Origin of the sequence: Streptomyces pyxinae, assembly GCF_024756275.1 — a bacterium.
Taxonomy (GTDB): domain Bacteria; phylum Actinomycetota; class Actinomycetes; order Streptomycetales; family Streptomycetaceae; genus Streptomyces; species Streptomyces pyxinae.
Map to the genome: position 1 here is coordinate 1 of NZ_JANUGQ010000020.1, position 17,433 is coordinate 17,433.

Here is a 17,433-nt window from a genome sequence, read left to right on the forward strand (position 1 = left end):
CGCCCCGGCCCCCGCCCGCCGCCACTGGTGGCAGCGGGCCCACCGACCCCCTCCGCGGTGGTGACCACGGATCCCACCCGGAGGGACCCCCCGCCCGGCTGCCCGTTCAAGGGTCGGCAGCCGGGCGGGGCCTGTCCGGCCCCGGGGCCAGAATCCCGCAAAAGGGTCAATAGCGCCCAGTTCTTGCATATGGACCCACGGGCAACAAGCTTCACTTGCACCCATAAAAACGGCGGCACTTTCGGCGCTGGTTCCATCACCTGCCCGTGAAGTTCCTCTCACATCGGCGGCGTTGCAGAAGGAATAAGAATGATGTTGTCTATTGCATGTGCCACCGAGTCGTAAAAGCGGGCCGCGAACAGTTACTGAGCGACCGTCGGCCGGGTAAGCGGATTCTGACCATTCCGCCTACCTGTAGTGGACATATAGCATCGAGACGATCAATAGAACGGGGAATTTATTATGCGACGTATTGCGTCTGGCGTACTTTCTGTTACGCTCCTCGGCGGAACTCTCCTGGCGGGTGTGGGGAACGCTGCGGCCGCCACGCGGGTTCCGGCTGTCACCGAGGCTCCCGCCGTGGTGATGGTCGACCCGATCCAGGAGCAGAAGTCGATGTGCACCGTCTACCACAGCAAGACCGCGTGCGCCTCTCTTCTGCAGCACAACAAGATGACCAGTGTGGTCAAGAACTGCCTCGTCAAGGCCGGTATCGGTGGTGCCGCCGCTTTCGTCGTCGGCAGGTACATCAGCAAGGATGTGGCGAAGGACATCGCCGCCAAGATTGTCGTCGCGGGATCTGCGGCCTGCCTGTCGTCCTTCGCGTAACTCGGGAGTGCATCAATGGCGGCAAAAATCATTGTGACGATTCTGTGGACAATCGTACTGGTGGTGGCGAATAAGCTGCTGTCCGAAGTCGAGTGGGCTCAGTACGTGGTCACGTTCGTCCTGGCCGGCGCCTACGCTCTGCTGATCGGCAAGGTGGGGAATCAGCCCGCCTTCAGCAGTCGTAGCCGGAGGTAACCGCCGCCCGTCCCGAATCCTTTCCTGCCGGGTGGTTCACGCGGCAGGGACAGCTCACGGGGAAAGCGTCAGCCGTCTGCTGTCGACAGCGGCACGCTGCCCCCAGGCAGCGCTCGAATACCCGGTCATCCCCCATCGGATGCCGGGTATTCGAGTATTCCGTCAGGGGACAACCCCGCGCGGGCGCTGCCCCGGCTGCCATGGCGCTGGAGTGCACGGAGGGCGCGAAGGGAGCACAGAGCGTGGCCGGTGCCCGCGTGGAAGCCGGCCGGGCACGCCTCACCCTTGCCCGCCGCCGCGTCCGCCGCCGCGGTGACCACCGAGTGACGCGACCGCAGGACGTCCCGGCGCGCCAGGGCATCGGTGAGCGTGCCGTCCGGACCCATCTCCACGGTGGCATTGGTCCGGTTGATCCGCCGGATCAGCGTTTCCAGGGCGTCCAGCACCTCACCGGCCTCGGCCGGCAGCTGAGCCGCGTCCTCGGCGGGTGTCTCCCCCCCCTGGTACCGCGCGCTGTCGACGACGCGTGCGCGCAGCTGCTCGGCACGGCGCGTCGCCTCCGCACGTTCTGCCAGTGCCTCGGCAAAGCCCCGGGAGCCGGTTGTCGAGGGGGCCGGAGCCGGCGCGCGTACTGCCTCTCTCCAGGCGGTGACCACGGACCCACCCGGAGGGACCCCCCGGCCCCGGCTGTCCGTTCAGGCGCCGGCAGCCGGGCGGCGGGGCCTCGGTCGGGGTGCCGGGGGTGGGCTCACACGGTGGCTCGCTCCGTCACGGTGATCTTCCCCTTGCGGATGGTCGCCAGCCGGGGGGCCGCCTTGGCGATGGACGAGTCGTGGGTGACCATGACGAAGGTCAACCCGTGCTCCTTCCATGTCCGTTCGAGAAGCTCCATGATCTCGTCGCGCATGCCCTCGTCCAGGTTGCCGGTGGGTTCGTCCGCGAGCAGCACCTTGGGGTGCTTCACCAGCGCGCGGGCGATGGCGACGCGCTGCTGCTGGCCGCCGGACATCTCGGACGGCAGATGCCCGAGCCGTTCCCCGAGACCCACCGAGGCGAGCGCCTCGGCGGCCCGTTCGCGGCGCTCCTTCGCCTTCAGGCCGAGCGGCACGAGCGCGGTCTCCACGTTCTCCTGCGCGGTGAGCGTGGGAATCAGGTTGAAGGACTGGAAGACGAAGCCGATGTTCTCGCTGCGGACCCTGGTCAGTCTGGCCTCGGGCAGCTTGGCGATGTCGGTGCCGTCGAGCAGGATCTCGCCGGAGCTCGGACGGTCCAGGCCGCCGAGCATCTGGAGCAGCGTCGACTTGCCCCCGCCGGTGGGGCCCTGGATGACCAGCCGGTCGCCCTCCCCGATGGTGAGGTCGATGCCGTCGAGGGCGTGCACGGTGGCCTTGCCCCGGGTGTAGCGCTTGGTGACGTTTTTCAGTACGTACATGGTGGCTCCTGGTGTTTCGGGGTGCTGCGTGTCGGGCGAGGTCCGCTCCCGCCGCTACTCCACTCGGCGCAGGGCGTCCGCCGGGCGCAGGCGGGAGGCGCGCCAGCCGCCGAACGCCCCCGCGATCAGGCCGCCGGCCACCGCCAGGCCGACCGCCAGGAGGATCGTCGTCACACTGACCGGTGCCGTGAGCGCGACCTCCAGGGACTTCGCCGTCTGCCGGCCCGCCCCTTCGAAGCCGCCGCCACCCCCGCCGCCGGGACCGCCGAAGCCGCCGCCACCGCCGGGACCACCCATGCCGCCGCCCGAGCCGCCGATCTGGGCCTGGAGGCTGGGGCTGATCGCGGTGACCGCGTAGGCCCCCGCGAGGCCGAGCGCGATGCCGAGGACGCCGCCGACCAGGCCGTTGACGACGGCCTCACCGATCACCTGCCGGGTGACCCGGCCCGACTTCCAGCCCAGCGCCTTGAGCGTGCCGAACTCGCGCACCCGTCGGGAGACCGCGGAGGAGGTGAGCAGCCCGGCCACCAGGAACGCCGCGACCAGCACGGCGATGGACAGCCACTTTCCGACGCTGGTGGCGAGACCGGAGGCGGTGGACAGCGACCCGGAGACCGTCTCCGCGAGGTCGGCGGAGGTGGTCACCGTCGTCCCGGAGACATTCTTCTGGATGGTCTGCTTGACGGAGTCGATCTGCTGCGAGTCGGTCGCCTTGACATAGATCGTGGTGACCTTGTCCTTCTCGCCGGCCAGGGTCTGCGCCTGCTGGAGCGGCACATACAGGTTGGCCGCCGAATCACCGCTGCTGGCGGTGGCGACGCCGACCACCGAGAATGCGACGGCCTTGATGGTGACGGTGCTGCCGACCTTGAGCTTCTTCGTCTTGGCGTAGGCCGCGTCCACGACGGCGACCTTGGCGTCGGTCTCGGTCGTCTTGAAGCCGCGGCCGCTCGTGATCTCCGAGGACGTGAGCGGGCCGAGTGCCGTCTTGGTGACGTCGGTGCCGAAGACCGTGTACTGGTTGATGTCGAAGTTGGCGCCGCCGCCGCGGACCTCGCCCTGCGGCCGGCCGTCGCCCTGGCCGGAGCCGCCCCGGCCGCCGCCACTGGAGTTCTGGTTCTGCTCGAACCGGCCCCGGGTGAACTCCCCGCTGACCTTCACCACGTTCAGGCTCAGGCCGCCGACGGCCTCGGAGACACCCTGCTGCGACGAGACCTTCCCGACCGTGGTGGAGGCGAGGGTGGTGAAGCCCTGCACCATGACCCGGTCGCTGCTCTGCGACGTGGAACCGTCGCTGTCCTTCGCGTCGAACTGGAAGCGGGGCCGCTGCGCGTTCCCGGTGCTCTCCGACGCGGCCTTGGTGACGGTCATGTCCGTCCCCAGGCCGTAGAGCGATTGGAGGATCTTGTCCTGGGCCTTCCCCATGCCACTCGACACGGAGTTGACCACAATGACCAGCGCGATCCCCAGCGCGAGCCCGGAGGCGACGACGAGGGCCGCCTTTCTGCGGCGGCGCAGTTCGCGCCTCAGGTAAGTGAAGAACATGGCGGCACGTTAGGGACGCCTCGTGAAGCCGAGATAAGGCCGGCCTAAGAGCGCCATGAGAACCCCCGCCGCTCCCCGGAGCCCCGGAGAGTCCCCGCCACCCCCGGAGTCACCAGCACCCCTGCACCCCTGAAGGCACCACCCCTCCCTACCCACCATCTCCCGGCTGTACACCCCTCCCTCCACCGACCCGCCGGCCCCAGCCGCTCAGCCCCGGTCGCCCGGGTGGTGGACGGTGAGGTCGCCGTGGGCGGACAGGGCACCGGTCAGGTCGCCGGGTCGGTGCCGCAGGGTGGCGTCCAGGAAGGCGAGCGTGGTCGCGGCGACGAGGCGCGGGCTCTCGGCGCGGCCCAGGGAGCCGGTGATCGAGGGCACGGGCGGCAGGTAGAGGGGGCCGTCCATGAAGGTGAGGTGCGCGGCGCCGGGGACGGTGAGCCGGTAGCTCGTCGCGGTGTTGTGCCGGAGGGCCTCGGTGAGGCGGGGCAGGTAACGCGGGTCGGTCGCCGGGGTGATGGCCTGGGTGAGCGCCAGCACCGGCTGGTGGAGAGCGGGGGAGGCGGGGCCGTGCGGGTAGCCGTCCAGGTCGATGACGGCGTCGAACCGGCGGTCCCGCCGGGCCGCTCGCAGAGCGGCGGCACCGCCCATGGAGTGGCCGGCGACCGCGACCCGGCCGGTGTCCAGACGGCCGGCCGGTGGGCCGGTGATCCCGCCCCGGCCCGGCCGTTCCAACTGGGTGAGGACGAAGCCGAGGTCGGCGGCCCGGACCGCCGTCCAGTCGGCCGCCAGCTCGTCGTCCTCGTCCCGGTCCCCGGTGGAGGCGGTCTCGCCGTGGACCGTCCGGCCGTCGGCGAGGACGACGGCGGCGGAGTCGTACGGGTGGTCCAGGGCGGCCACCACATAGCCGTGGCTCGCCAACTCCTCAGCCCAGGCGGTGTTCTGGGTGCGCACTCCGCCCGACCCGGGGGAGAACAGCACCACCGGGAACCGCTCGCCCCCGTCGGCCACCGGGGCGTCGACGGCCGCACGGGAGCGGGCGCGCGGGACCCCGTCGACCAGGAAGCCGGGCAGGCCGACCTGCCGGGCGAGCGCCTCGGAGACGGTGCGTGCCTCCTGCTCGGTGCGCCCGAGGTACTGGGCCCGCCGTACGCCGTCGGGGCTCTTCCGCGCGGGATACCAGAGCTGGACCACCACCGTGCGCCGGTCGTGCGGATCGGCGGTGAAGCTCTCGGCGCGGCGTGGGTCGGTCCACTGCACCACCCGGGTGCCGACCGCGTAACGCCCCGACGGCTCGGGGAAGTCGGGTACGGGGAAGGCCCAGGCGGCCACCGGGCCCGTGGCGATCAGGCCGGCGCAGGCCACCGACCCCGGGAGCGCCAGCCACCACCGGGCCCGTCGCGCCGGCCGGCCGGTACGGCGCCGCAGCAGGGGAGCGAGCGCGAACGGCAGCGCGACGGCGGCACCCGCCAGCACCGGCAGCAGCTGCCAGCGGATTCCCGTCACACTCAGCACGATCACGGACAGCAGGAGCGCCGCCGCCGCCGCGAGCGTGACAGCAGGCCGGGCGGCGGAGGGAAGCCAGCGCGCCGCCACCAGCGCGACGGCAGCCAGCAGGGCGAGCAGTTCCGGAGGGGACATGTACAGCCCCGCGATGATCTCGGTCACCCGGCCATCCTCGGCGCGGGACACGCGCCGCCGCGTCGGCCCCGGGTCTCCGGCGCGTGCGACCGGCGGCGCACCCGAACACCCCGGCCGACCGGCCGCTTTACGACCGTGGACGGCAGCGGGCCTCCTCCTGTGGTCGTACTCCGGCGCGGTGCCGTCAGACGCCGGTCGCACGCGCTTCCAGCCGGTGGGCTCATGCGCTTCGCGGGCCCCCGGCCTACCGTGACAGGGCCGCCGTACCCACCGGGGAGCCGCGGGGCGCGGGTTCGTACCCGCCCCGGTTCCGGCCGTACGCGGTGGTGGTCCCGGCCGGGGCCGCCACGACGCCGAACCGACAGGGACGTGTGATGACCGAGGCGGCCCCCGCGCGAGCGGCGCGAGCGGTCTGGCCGGTGCGAGCGGTGTGGTTGGTGCGAGCCGCGTGGCCGGTGCGAGCCGCCCGGCCCCTGCCCCGGGCCCGGCGCCTCCGGCTGCCGCCGCTGGTGGCGGACGCGCTGCTGCCGGGACTGCTGCTGCTCACCGTCCTGACCCCGCGCGCGCCGGGGGAGTTCCCGGTGGCCGTGGCCCTCACCGCCGCCCTCGCGCTGCCCCTGGTGTGGCGGCGCCGGGCCCCGCGCGCGGTGTTCGGCGCCGTGACGGCCGCGGCCTGCGTCCAGTGGCTGCTGGGCGTCCCGCTCCCGGCGGGCCTCGCCGTGCTGGTGGCGCTTTACACGGTGGCCGCGCACTCGGGCCGGCGCGGCGCGCTGGTCGCCGCCGCCGTCGTGGAGGCCGGGGCCGCGCTCGCCTGCCTGCGCTGGACGACGGGGGGTGCCTTCCTGATCCCCTTCGTCGGGCTGACCGCGATGGTCGTCGCCGCCACCGCCTTGGGGGTGAACGCGCGGACCACCCGTGTCTGCCTCGCGGCCCTGGAGGAACGGGCCGCGCGCCTGGAGCAGCAGCGGGACCAGCGGGCGCGGCTGGCCGCCGCCGAGGAACGGACCCGTATCACCCGGGAGATGCACGACATCGTCACCCACAATCTGTCCGTCATGGTCGCGCTCACCGACGCCGCCGTCTACGCGCGGCACCGGTCGCCCGACCGGGCCACCGCCGCGATGCTCCAGATCTCCGAGACGGGCCGGCAGGCCCTGACCGACATGCGGCGCTCGCTGGGCGTCCTGCGGGCCGGCGAACCGGACGCGGAGCGCCACCCGTTGCCCGGCATCGCGCAACTGGAGGCCCTCGCGGACCAGCTGTGCGCCGCCGGTCTGCCGACCCGCGTCGAGATCCTGGGCGGCCACACCCAGCTGCCCGCCACCGCCCAACTGACCGTCTACCGCCTGGTGCAGGAAGCCCTGACCAACACCCTCAAGCACACGCCCGCCGGCACCCGCGCGGAGGTCCGGATACGGTGCACGGCCGGGACCGTCACCGTGGACGTCACCGACACCGGCCCCCGCCCGCCGCGCCCCAGTGCCACACCGCCCGGTCACGGCCCCGGCCCCGGTCACGGCATCGCCGGCATGCGCGAGCGCGCGGCCGCCTACGGGGGGAAGCTGGAGGCCGGACCGCTTCCGGGCGGCGGCTGGGGCGTCCGTACCCGCCTCTTCCTCGACGGCGGCGGGGAGGCGGCGTCCGCATGACGATCCGCGTCCTGATCGCCGACGACGAGGCGCTGCTCCGGATGGCCTTCGGCACGGTCCTGGAGGCCCAGCCCGACATGGCACCGGTCGGTGAGGCCGCCGACGGCGCCGAGGCCGTGCGCCTCGCCCGGGAACTGCGCCCCGATGTCGTTCTCATGGACGTCCGGATGCCCGGGACCGACGGCATCGAGGCGACCCGGGAGATCGTCCGGGCCTCCCCGCACAGCAGGGTGCTGATCCTCACCACCTTCGACCTGGACGCGTACGCCTTCGCCGGGCTCGGCGCCGGGGCCTCGGGCTTCCTGCTGAAGAACACCCGGCCCGAGGAACTGCTGGCCGCGATACGCGGCGTGGCCGCGGGCGACGCGGTGGTCTCCCCCCGGATCACCCGCCGCCTGCTGGAGCGGTTCCGCCCCCACCTGCCCGACGGCGGCGGCGCCGTCCGCGACGAACGGCTGGCCCGGCTCAGCGCCCGTGAGCACGAGGTGCTCGTCCAGGTGGGCCGCGGCCTGTCCAACAGCGAGATCGCGGCCGCCCTGTACCTCGCGGAGGCGACCGTGAAGTCCCATCTGGGGCGAGTCCTCCAGAAGCTCGGACTCCGCGACCGTGTCCAGGCCGTGGTCTACGCCCACGAGAACCGCCTCATCCCGCGTCGCTGACCTCGGCCTCTCCGCTCACCGCGCCGGTCAGGACCGCGCTCGCGACGACACCGAAGAGGTGGTCGGCGCGTGGCGCGAGCGAGGGCTGATCACCGAGCCAGGCGAGCGCCGCCACCAGCGCGAACAGATCGGTGCCGTCGATGTCGGTCCGGGCCCTGCCCGCGTCCTGGGCGCGGTCGAGGAGCCGGGCGCCGGCCGCGCGCAGGGTGACGCACGAGGCGTGCAGCGCGGACTCGGTGTCCTCGATGGCGGCGGCCATCAGCACGGTCACACCCCGGTACTCGGTCGTCCACGCGGTGCAGTCGCGCAGCCATGAGACGAGGGCGTCCTCGGGCGAACTCGACGTCTCCAGCTCGTCCGCCTTCGCCGTCAGTTCCTCGAAGCTCGTCCGGAGCAGGGCTTCGAGCAGCGCCTCGCGGGTCGGGAAGTGCCGCAGGAGCGTCGCGAGCCCGACCCCCGCCCGGCGCGCGATGTCGCGCAGGGACACGTCGGCGCCCTGTTCGGTGACGGCGGCGCCCGCTGTCGCGAGCAGGTGGTCGCGGTTCTTCCTGGCGTCGGCTCGCATGGGTCCTCTTGACTATCCGGATCAGTGGTCCATATATTCGGATCAGTGGTCCGGATAAGCATATCCCGCGACACCGACCGGCATGACGCCCACAGGCACGACGCCCACCGGCACGATGCCGACGGGCGCGACACCGTCAGGTACGACCCCGACAGGCTCGACGCCGACAGGAGAGACCCATGCCCACTCCCACGCCTCCCACCATGAGGGCGATCCGGCTGCACGAGCACGGCGGCCCCGAGGTCCTGCGCGACGACGAGGTGCCGGTCCCCGAGCCGGGACCGGGCGAGGTGCTCGTCCGCGTCCACGCGGTCGGCGTCAACCCGCCGGACTGGTACCTGCGCGACGGGCTGGACAACCTGCCTCCGGAGACGCGGCCGGCGTTCGACCTGCCGGTGATCCCCGGAACGGACGTGTCGGGCGTCGTCGAGGCCGTCGCCCCGGACGTGACGGGCTTCTCCGCCGGTGACGAGGTCTTCGGCCTCCTGCGCTTCCCCAGCTTCGACGGCAGCGCGTACGCCGAGTACGTGGCCGCGCCCGCCTCGGACCTCGCGCTCAAGCCGGCCGGCATCGACCATGTGCACGCCGCCGGGGCGCCCATGTCCCTGCTGACGGCCTGGCAGTTCCTGATCGAGGTCGGACACGACCACCCGTCGCCCTTCCAGGCGGCACGGCACCGCCCGGTGCCCCTCGGCCCCGGCACGACGGTGCTCGTCAACGGCGCCGCGGGCGGCGTGGGCCACTTCGCGCTGCAACTGGCGACATGGCGGGGCGCCCGGGTCGTCGCCGTGGCATCCGGCGCCCATGAACCGTTCCTGCGCGAACTCGGCGCCGACCGGTTCATCGACTACACCAGGAGCCGCCCCGAGGAACTCGTCCACGACGCCGACCTCGTCCTCGACGCCGTCGGCGGCCCCCGGAGCAGCCGCTTCCTCCGCACCCTCAAGCGCGGCGGCGCCCTGTTCCCCGTCTTCTTCGGCGCGTACGACGACCAGGAGACGGCGGCCCTGGGCGTCACGGTCTCCGGCACCCAGGTCCGCTCGAACGGCGCCCAACTCGCGGAAACGGGGCGCCTGCTCGACACCGGCACGGTCCGCGTCGCGATCGACAGCACCTTCCCGCTCGCGAAAGCCCGGGCAGCCCACGAACGCGCCGCCCGGGGCCACATCCAGGGCAAGATCGTCCTCACGGTCGCCTAGCCGGGACCGGGCTGTCCCACGGCCGGGACCCACCCCGCGGCGCGCGGGGCGGGGCTCAGCCGGTGGTGCGCGGGGTGCGGCGGCGGGTGAGGACGAGGTGGGCGGTGACGCCGAAGACCAGGCCCCAGAAGGCGGAGCCGATGCCGAAGAGGGTGACGCCGGAGGCGGTGGCCAGGAAGGTGATCAGGGCGGGCTCACGGTCCCGCTCCTCCTTGACCGCGCCGCTCAGCCCGCCGGCCAGCGCGCCGAACAGGGCGGTGCCGGCGACGGCGGCCACCAACTCCTTCGGCAGGCCCGCGAAGAGCACCACCAGCGTGGTGCCGAAGGCGCCGACCAGCAGATAGAACGCCCCGCAGGCGACCCCCGCGACATAGCGGCGCTCCGGGTCCCGGTGGGCCTCGGGGCCGGTGCAGATCGCCGCCGTGATCGCCGCCAGGTTGACGGCGTGGGAGCCGAACGGCGCGAGGACCGTGGAGACCACCCCGGTCGAGCCGATCAGCAGCCGGTCGTCCGGCCGGTAGCCGGAGGCGGTGAGCACGGCCATGCCGGGCGCGTTCTGCGAGGCCAGGGTCGCCAGGATCATCGGCACCGCGATCCCGATGAGCGAGGCGACCGAGAACGCGGGCGCGGTGAGGACCGGGCGGGCCAGCTCGACCCCGTGCAGCTGGATGTCCAGGCGCGAGGTGGCGGCGCTCGCCAGCACGCCCGCCGCGAGCGCGATCAGCACCGCGTACCGGGGCAGCCACCGCTTGCCGAGCAGATAGGCGGTGAGCACGGCCCCGGCGATCCAGGGCGCGGACTTCAGCGAGGCGAAGGCGCCGACGCCGAAGGTGAAGAGGATGCCCGCGAGCATGGCGGAGACCACCGCCGTGGGCACCTGCCGCATCAGCCGGCCGAACACCCCGGTCAGCCCGACCAGGGCGATCACCACCCCGGTGACCACGAACGCCCCGATGGCCTCCGCGTACGAATAGGCGCCCAGGCTGGTGACCAGGAGGGCGGCGCCGGGGGTCGACCAGGCGGTGATGACCGGCATCCTGGTGCGCAGGCTGAGCCCGACGCAGGTCAGGCCGCTGCCGATGGAGATGGCCCAGATCCAGGAGCTGGTCTGCGCCGTGTCGAGATGCCCGGCCGAGGCGGCGGCGAGCACGATGACCAGCGGCCCGGAGTACGAGACCACGACGGCCACGAACCCGGCGACGACGGCGGACAGGGAGAGGTCGGCCAGCAGGCCCCGCCGGCCCGGGGGCTGCCCCGCCCCCACCGGCGGACCGGCGGGAGCGGGAGCGGTGGTGGGGGCGGAGACGGTGGCCGTGCCGGGCGCGGCGTCGGGCGGGGAGCCGCCGGGCGTGCCGGACGGGGCGCCGGGCGCGGTGCCGGAGCCGCCGGTCAGGGGACTGGTCTTGCCGGTGTCAGAGCTCAAGGCACGTCCTTAGCGGCGCGCTCCAGTGCCTCTTCCAGATCGGCCACGAGGTCGGCCGGGTCCTCAAGACCGATGGACAGGCGGAGCATGTCCTTGGGTGAAGTGCTGTCAGGTCCCTCGAAGGTGTAGCGGTGTTCTATCAGACTTTCCACACCGCCCAAGGAGGTTGCCCGGATGAACAGTTCGCAGTGCTCGGCGGCGCGCAGCGAGCGCTGCCAGTCACCGGCCACGTGCAGCGAGAGCATCCCGCTGTAGCCGCCGGTCATCTGCCGGGAGGCGATCTCGTGCCCGGGGTCGCCCGGCAGGCCCGGGTAGGCGACCTTGCTGATCAGCGGATGGCCCTGGAAGTGCTCGGCCAGGGTCAGGGCGGTGGCGGAGATCTGCCGCATGCGCGGGAAGAGCGTACGGATGCCGCGCAGCAGCAGATACGCCTCCCAGGGCCCGGGGATCGGGCCGGTCAGACGGCGGTGCAGCCGCAGCCGCTCCCAGAACTCCTGGTGCCGCTCGCTCGGTTCGGGCCGGGCCACCAGCAGCCCGGCCACCACGTCATTGTGGCCGTTGAGGTACTTCGTACCGGAGTGCATGACCAGATCGGCGCCGAGCTCGAAGGGCCGGGTGTGCACCGGGGTCGGGACGGTGTTGTCCACCGCGAACAGGGCCCCGGCCCGGTGCGCGACCTCGGCGCAGGCCGCCAGGTCGGTCACCAGCCAGGTCGGGTTGGCCGGGGACTCCGCCCACACCAGCGCGGTCGGCGCGGCGCCCACCGCCCCGGCCACCGCGTCCAGGTCGTCCATGGGGACGCGTACGACCTCCAGACCGCGCTCCCCGCCGAACTCCAGCAGCCACTTGGTGAGTCCGAAGTACATGGTCTCCGGCACCACCACGCGGGCCCCGGCCGGCAGGACCTGGAAGACCGCGGTGGCGGCGGCCAGGCCGGAGGAGAACACCAGCGCGTCCGAGCCGCCCTCCAGGCCGGCCACCACGCCCTCCAGCTGCTCGTAGCCCGGGGAGCCCTGGTCGCGGAGGTACGCGATCCCGGCGGGGGAGCGGTACTGGTCGTCCCGGGCGAAGGTGGCGCCCAGGCTCACGGGTGGCGGAACGGCCCCGGTCGTCGGGCACCGCCAGCCGTCGCCCTGCGCGGCGCGGGTCTCGGTGCGGTACTCCCGGGTCCAGGGACTGTAGGTGTCGCGATTGGTCATGAGGTCCTCACGGTGCGGGCGGACAGGGTGGGTGTGGGCGTACCGGACAGGCCGGACAGGTCGGTCAGGTCGGTCAGGACAGGCATGGCGGCCCGGTCGGCCCGGTCGGACGGGCCGAAGGGGATGGCCAGGTCGGACAGCGCGGTACGGAGGGCCAGTTCGGCGTCCCGGAGCGCGCGGGACGGTGCGCCGGGCGAGGGGACGTAGTGGTTGTAGTAGCTGGACCCCTCAGTGTGCGGGCCGAGGAAGAACAGGGTGCGCCGGACCTCCCCGCCGGGCCCTACGCCCTGTCCCGCCCGGGTGACCCGCAGCCCGGGCACCCGGCGGCCGGACCCGGCCAGGGTGGTGACGCGGCCCGCCGCGACCAGCCGGCCGAGCAGCGAGGCGGGGAGCCGGCCCGGGTCCGGTTCGGCGAGGTGGGCCCGTACGACGTGGTCCACCTCCACCGTCTCGGGCCGCGCCAGACAGGTGGACACCAGTCGCCAGGGACCCGGCCCGGCGGGGGCGACGACCTCGGGGCGGGGGCCGGGGCCGAGCCGGAGCACCCCGGCCGCCAGCAGCGACAGCAGCTCCGCCGAGCGGTCCAGCTGCGGGCCGATCACCAGACGGTTGACCGCCGGGGTGAACTCCCCGAAGAAGTACTCCAGCGAGGCGTCGTCCACCCCCGGCGGGTCGATGACGGACCGGAGCGCCTCGCGGTGGTCGCGCAGCACCTCCAGGGCCTCCTTGACCGGGCTGGCGCCCAGCCCCGCGCGGGCCTCGGCGAGATCCGCGCGGACCTGGGCGGCGTACCACCCGGCGTACTCGCCGGTGTCCCGCCACGGGCGGTCGGTGAGCCGCTCGGTCAGCACCCCGCGCAGCGGCCAGGGCCCGTGCTCGGCGCGGGCGGCGGCCAGGGTCCGTTCGCTGCCCAGCTCCGCCACCCGGCGGGCCAGTTCGGCGCCCGCCGTCACCGGGTCGCCGGTCCGCCGGGCCAGCAGCGCCCGGTGGTAGGCCAGTTCCATCTCGGTCTCGATCAACGGCAGGACGTCGGTGGCGAACCGGAGCCGGCCGCCCTCGCGTGCCCGGCGCAGCGCCCGGAACAGGTCCGGCGTCAGGACGAGCGGCGCGTGGCGGACGCGCCCGGGGTTGAGGTGCGGGCGGCTGCGGGAGGGCAGCCCGGACCGGTTGGCCAGCACGATCCGTGGCTCCCGGCCACCGGGCACGTACCGCAACTCACCGTCCGGGCCCGGCTCGTGCCGCCCGCCGCGCCCGAGCGTCAGACTGGCGATCACGTCCATGGCGGTGAGCCCCATGCCGAGCACGGCCACGGTGTCGCCCGGCGCGATGGTGTCCAGGGCCTCCGGGAGCGGGTAGGGGCGGCCGATGAGCCCCGGCCCGGCCCCCGCGCCGGCCGGGTCGTCGGGCAGGTGCAGCGCCTGGTGCCCGACCGTGACGAAGACCGCGTCGGCCGCCACCCGGGTGCCGTCGTCCAGGACGACGACCTCCCCGCCGTCGTCCCCGCTTCCCTCACCGTTCCCGGCTCCGGCTCCGGCTCCGGCTCCGGCCCCGTTCCCGGCTCCGGCTCCGGTCGCGCGCCCGCCCGCGGGCCGGATGTCGGTGGCCGTCGCGGCGTGCCGGACCAGCTCGAAGCCCGGGGGCGCCCCGGCGACGATGCGCTCGGCGGCCCAGGTCAGATACTCGCTGAGCAGCCTGCGCGGCAGGAAGTCGCTCGGCTGGATCTCCCGTCCGGCCCCCGCTCGGACGGTGTATCCGTCGGCCCCGACCCGCAACCGCCGTGCCTGGCACCACTCGTGGAGCGAGGGGCCGCGCACGCCCACCGGGCCGTCCACCATCCGCTCGTCCGCGAAGGCGGTGACCTGCGCGCAGACCGTGTTCAGCAGCAGATGGTCCGGCTGGTCCGGGCGGTGGAAGCCGGGCCCGAGCGGCTTCGGGTCCACCAGATGGACGGTGACCGGGAAGGGGGCGGCCAGGCAGTGGCCGATGAGCCGCTCGACGATGCCGAGGCCGCGCGATCCGGCTCCCACGATCGCGAGGGTGACGGGGCGTCCGGTGGTCACCATCGGCGGGTCTCCCCGAAGAAGTCGGGCACCGCGAGGGTGGCGCCGGCGGCCCGGGCCCGCTCCAGCACGAACGCGCCGACCGCCAGGTCGAGCACCCCGAGCCCGAACGGCGAGAAGATCACCGGCCGTTCGCCACCGGGAGTCACCTCGCCGTTCAGCACCCCGGCGAGCGTGCCGGTCACGAACTCCCGTGAGCCGGTGAGCTGTTCGGCCAGGTGCGGCGAGGTGTTCGCCTTCAGGCAGTGGTCCACGTCGTCCAGAATGTTGTCCGCCGCGAGCACCACCTCGGGGGCCAGGTCCCGCAGGGAGATGTTCAGCACCAGCTGGCCGGGCTCGAACGGCCTGGTGACATAGGGTGCCGGCGCCGTCGTGGCGAAGACGACGGTCTCCGCCTCCAGCGCGGTGCCCAGATCGGCGGTGAACGACGCCGGACGCCCCTGGGTGTCCCGGAGGTGGGCCACGAGGGCCTGGCCGGACTCCTCGTGCAGATCGTGCACCAGGTACGCGTCCGGCGCGCAGCCGGCGGCCGCGAGATAGTCGGTGATGTTCCGGGCGATGACCCCGCCGCCGACGATCGCGACCCGGGTGCCCGCGAAACCGGCCGGGCGCAGCGCGGTCGCCGCGACCGCGGCCGACGCGGCGGTGCGGGCGGCGCTGATGTTCGCGGCCTCCAGACAGGCGATCGGATAGCCGGTCTCGTAGTCGTTGAGGATGAGCACGGCCGAGGCCCGGGGCAGCCCCGCCTCGGTGTTGCGCGGGAAGCCGGCGATCCACTTGATGCCCGCGAGCCGGACGCCGCCGCCGAGATAGGCGGGCAGCGCGATGATGCGCGAGTCGGGCTTCTCGGGGAACCGGAGGAAATAGCTGTCCGGGTTGACGCTCTCGCCGGCCTCGTGGTCGCGGTAGGTCCGGCTCACCAGGGCGAGGACCTCGGCCCGGTCGCCGTTCAGTACCTCACGTACGGTCCCGCCGGCCACCACATCGAAATGGAACACAGAAGTACACCTCTCTTTCGGGCTGCACGGGCTGCTCGGGCCGCTCGGGGCCGCCCGGACGGCTCGGGCCGCTCGAACAGCTCGGAGGGAACAGCTCGGCGGGCCCGGGTCGCTCAGGCACCGGCCCGGGAGATCTCCGGGAATTCCTCGTAGACGAGCCACGGCCAGCGGGCGGCCACCCAGGAGTCGTCGTAGACCGTCTCCAGATAGCGGTCCCCGGAATCCGGGGAAAGGGCCACCACGACGCTTCCCGGCGGGAATTCCCCGGCCATTCCCTTGACCGCCGACAGCACCGTCCCGCTCGATCCGCCGAGCAGCAGACCCCGGCTCTCGGCCAGCGACCGGCACATCTCCACGGCGTCCGCCTCGGGCACCAGCACCACCTCGTCGACCTTCCCCGCGTCGAGGATTTCCGGTCGTCTGCTGGTGCCGAGCCCCGGAATGTGCCGCCGGCCCGGCGGACCTCCGAAGGTGACGGATCCGACCGCGTCGACGGCGACGATCCGGGTGGCCGGGCTGTGCCTGCGGAAGAACTCCGCGCAGCCCATCAGCGTGCCGGTGGTCCCGGCGCCGATGAAGACGTAGTCGACATGGCCGATCTCCTCGAAGATCGAGCGGCCGGTGCGGTCGTGGTGCGCCCGCGGGCCGGCCGGGTTCGCGTACTGGTTCAGCCAGTACGTGTCGGGCTCGCGCGCCAGGCGCTCGTGGATGTAGTTGATGCGGGACTGGAGATAGCCGCCGTTCCCGTCGCGGACGTCGATGACCACGACCTCCGCCCCCAGCGCCTTCATGAGGCGCACGGACGGGGCGTTGGCGTTGGGGTCCGTCACGCAGGTCAGGGGGTATCCCTTGGCCGCGCAGACCATGGCGAGGGCCACCCCGAGATTTCCGGAGGTCGACTCGATGAGCCGGGTGCGCGGAAAGGCCCGGCCCGTCTCCTCGGCCCGCGCCACCAGCGCGACGGCCGTCTTGAGCTTCACCGAGCCCGCCGGATTGAGGCCCTCCAGCTTGAGTAGTACGGAATTTCCCGGTGCCAGCTGATCGACCCGGATGAAGAGATCATCCAGTACCAGATCGTAGATTTCTTCCGCTATCACTGGAATCCAATGCCCTTGAGTGCGGAACTGCGGACATATGGCGCATGCCGCTGTGCGAGGGCTCATGGATGTGCGGATGCGCGCGGATGCGGCGCAGCCGTGCCGACATGCCGGACCGGCATGCGGAAGAAAAAGGTGGAACCCCCCGATCGCCGCTCAAGCGCCCCCCGCTGCGGCTGATTCAGTATCACACGGGGGCAAGCGCTCGTCCAGAAGATTCTTTCGCAACTCCGCCCGGAATTAAACATCCTGAGACATCTCAAACGGAATCTTTAATTCCAAGCGGATCTGCGTCATCCGTATGCCGTGAATTCCATGGAATGAAATTGATCAAGCACGTCGTACCCGCGCGGCCCGCGCGCCCGGCGGGGCACGCTCAGTGGCCGCCCCGGCGGGCGCGGAGACCCAGGGCGATGAACAGGGTGGCCACCAGGACGAGGGCGGCGTCGACCGCGAGGACGGTGCGGACTCCGGTGTAGAGGTCGGGGCCCGCCGTGGCGAGGGTGCCGAGGAGCGGGATGCCGATGGTGATGCCGACCTGCTGGGTCGTGGTCACCAGGCCGGTGGCCAGGCCCTGTTCCTCGTCCGGGACGCCCGAGGTCACCGCCAGGCCGTACGCGACGATGGCGCCCAGATGGCACATGCTCGCCAGCGTGACGCCGGCCGTCGCCAGCGGGGCGCCGATGCCGGTGCCGATGCCGAGGAGCGCGGCGGTCAGCAGCCCCTGGCCGGCCAGCCCGGGGACCAGGACCCGGCGGGCGCCGAAGCGGCCGATCAGCCGGGTGACCAGGGAACCGGCCACCACGTCCAGGGCGCCCTGGACGCCGAGGACCAGGCCGGTCCGGAAGGCGGAGAGGCCCAGCGTCTCCTGGAGGTAGAGGGTCAGCACGAAGACGACGGTCGACATCATGGAGAAGGTCACCGGACCGCCCCGAGCTGGAGTGGCCGG

At 72.9% G+C, this 17,433-nt stretch carries 15 protein-coding genes and 1 pseudogene; 5 read left to right on the forward strand and 11 right to left on the reverse strand.

Features of this window, described 5'->3' with window-relative positions:
* The first annotated feature begins 579 nt into the window (after window positions 1-579).
* Entirely contained in the window at window positions 580-828 is a 249-nt protein-coding gene (locus NX801_RS21400; protein ID WP_258789435.1) for a hypothetical protein, read from the forward strand.
* 60 nt (window positions 829-888) lie between these two features.
* Window positions 889-1,023, forward strand: coding sequence for a hypothetical protein (locus tag NX801_RS21405; protein ID WP_258789436.1), 135 nt, complete (start codon window positions 889-891; stop codon window positions 1,021-1,023).
* A gap of 125 nt (window positions 1,024-1,148) precedes the next feature.
* Here the strand turns inward: NX801_RS21405 and NX801_RS21410 are convergent, their stop codons facing one another.
* The 4 genes from NX801_RS21410 to NX801_RS21425 form a co-directional block, all read right to left on the reverse strand.
* Window positions 1,149-1,598, reverse strand: a complete 450-nt coding sequence (locus tag NX801_RS21410) for a DIP1984 family protein (protein WP_258789553.1) — start codon at window positions 1,596-1,598, stop codon at window positions 1,149-1,151.
* 173 nt (window positions 1,599-1,771) lie between these two features.
* Window positions 1,772-2,455 (reverse strand): ABC transporter ATP-binding protein, encoded by a 684-nt coding sequence (locus NX801_RS21415; protein WP_258789437.1) that lies wholly within the window; start codon window positions 2,453-2,455, stop codon window positions 1,772-1,774.
* Between the two features lie 54 nt (window positions 2,456-2,509).
* On the reverse strand, window positions 2,510-4,000 hold the full coding sequence (locus tag NX801_RS21420) for an ABC transporter permease (protein ID WP_258789438.1): 1,491 nt from the start codon (window positions 3,998-4,000) through the stop codon (window positions 2,510-2,512).
* A gap of 207 nt (window positions 4,001-4,207) precedes the next feature.
* Window positions 4,208-5,662, reverse strand: coding sequence for an alpha/beta hydrolase family protein (locus tag NX801_RS21425; protein ID WP_428986192.1), 1,455 nt, complete (start codon window positions 5,660-5,662; stop codon window positions 4,208-4,210).
* 347 nt (window positions 5,663-6,009) lie between these two features.
* Between NX801_RS21425 and NX801_RS21430 the strand changes: the two genes are divergently transcribed.
* Both NX801_RS21430 and NX801_RS21435 read left to right on the forward strand, forming a co-directional pair.
* On the forward strand, window positions 6,010-7,284 hold the full coding sequence (locus NX801_RS21430; RefSeq protein ID WP_258789439.1) for a sensor histidine kinase: 1,275 nt from the start codon (window positions 6,010-6,012) through the stop codon (window positions 7,282-7,284).
* Window positions 7,281-7,943 (forward strand): response regulator, encoded by a 663-nt coding sequence (locus tag NX801_RS21435; protein WP_258789440.1) that lies wholly within the window; start codon window positions 7,281-7,283, stop codon window positions 7,941-7,943. The genes NX801_RS21430 and NX801_RS21435 overlap by 4 nt, the downstream gene beginning before the upstream one ends.
* On the opposite strand, the gene NX801_RS21440 is transcribed toward NX801_RS21435, so the two are convergent.
* A complete protein-coding gene (locus tag NX801_RS21440; RefSeq protein ID WP_258789441.1) occupies window positions 7,927-8,508 on the reverse strand; it encodes a TetR/AcrR family transcriptional regulator in 582 nt (193 codons plus the stop codon). The two genes, NX801_RS21435 and NX801_RS21440, sit on opposite strands and share 17 nt — an antisense overlap.
* 179 nt (window positions 8,509-8,687) lie before the next feature.
* On the opposite strand from NX801_RS21440, the gene NX801_RS21445 reads away from it, so the two are divergent.
* The gene (locus tag NX801_RS21445) at window positions 8,688-9,707 is read left to right on the forward strand and encodes an NADP-dependent oxidoreductase (RefSeq protein WP_258789442.1); all 1,020 of its coding nucleotides are present in this window, start codon (window positions 8,688-8,690) and stop codon (window positions 9,705-9,707) included.
* A gap of 55 nt (window positions 9,708-9,762) precedes the next feature.
* Here NX801_RS21445 and NX801_RS21450 read toward each other — a convergent pair whose 3' ends face one another.
* The 6 genes and pseudogenes from NX801_RS21450 to NX801_RS21475 form a co-directional block, all read right to left on the reverse strand.
* The gene (locus tag NX801_RS21450; protein WP_258789555.1) at window positions 9,763-10,971 is read right to left on the reverse strand and encodes a benzoate/H(+) symporter BenE family transporter; all 1,209 of its coding nucleotides are present in this window, start codon (window positions 10,969-10,971) and stop codon (window positions 9,763-9,765) included.
* Window positions 10,972-11,126: 155 nt separating this feature from the next.
* Complete coding sequence (locus NX801_RS21455) at window positions 11,127-12,329, reverse strand: trans-sulfuration enzyme family protein (protein WP_258789443.1); 1,203 nt, start codon at window positions 12,327-12,329, stop codon at window positions 11,127-11,129.
* Entirely contained in the window at window positions 12,326-14,392 is a 2,067-nt protein-coding gene (locus NX801_RS21460) for an FAD/NAD(P)-binding protein (protein WP_258789444.1), read from the reverse strand. The genes NX801_RS21455 and NX801_RS21460 overlap by 4 nt, the downstream gene beginning before the upstream one ends.
* Window positions 14,386-15,387, reverse strand: a complete 1,002-nt coding sequence (sbnB, locus tag NX801_RS21465) for a 2,3-diaminopropionate biosynthesis protein SbnB (protein WP_258789445.1) — start codon at window positions 15,385-15,387, stop codon at window positions 14,386-14,388. The genes NX801_RS21460 and sbnB overlap by 7 nt, the downstream gene beginning before the upstream one ends.
* A 113-nt stretch (window positions 15,388-15,500) precedes the next feature.
* Window positions 15,501-16,484 (reverse strand): 2,3-diaminopropionate biosynthesis protein SbnA, encoded by a 984-nt coding sequence (gene sbnA / locus NX801_RS21470; RefSeq protein WP_258789446.1) that lies wholly within the window; start codon window positions 16,482-16,484, stop codon window positions 15,501-15,503.
* Between the two features lie 376 nt (window positions 16,485-16,860).
* Window positions 16,861-17,415 (reverse strand): annotated as a pseudogene (locus NX801_RS21475) (MFS transporter); the annotation flags it as partial.
* Window positions 17,416-17,433 lie beyond the last annotated feature (18 nt).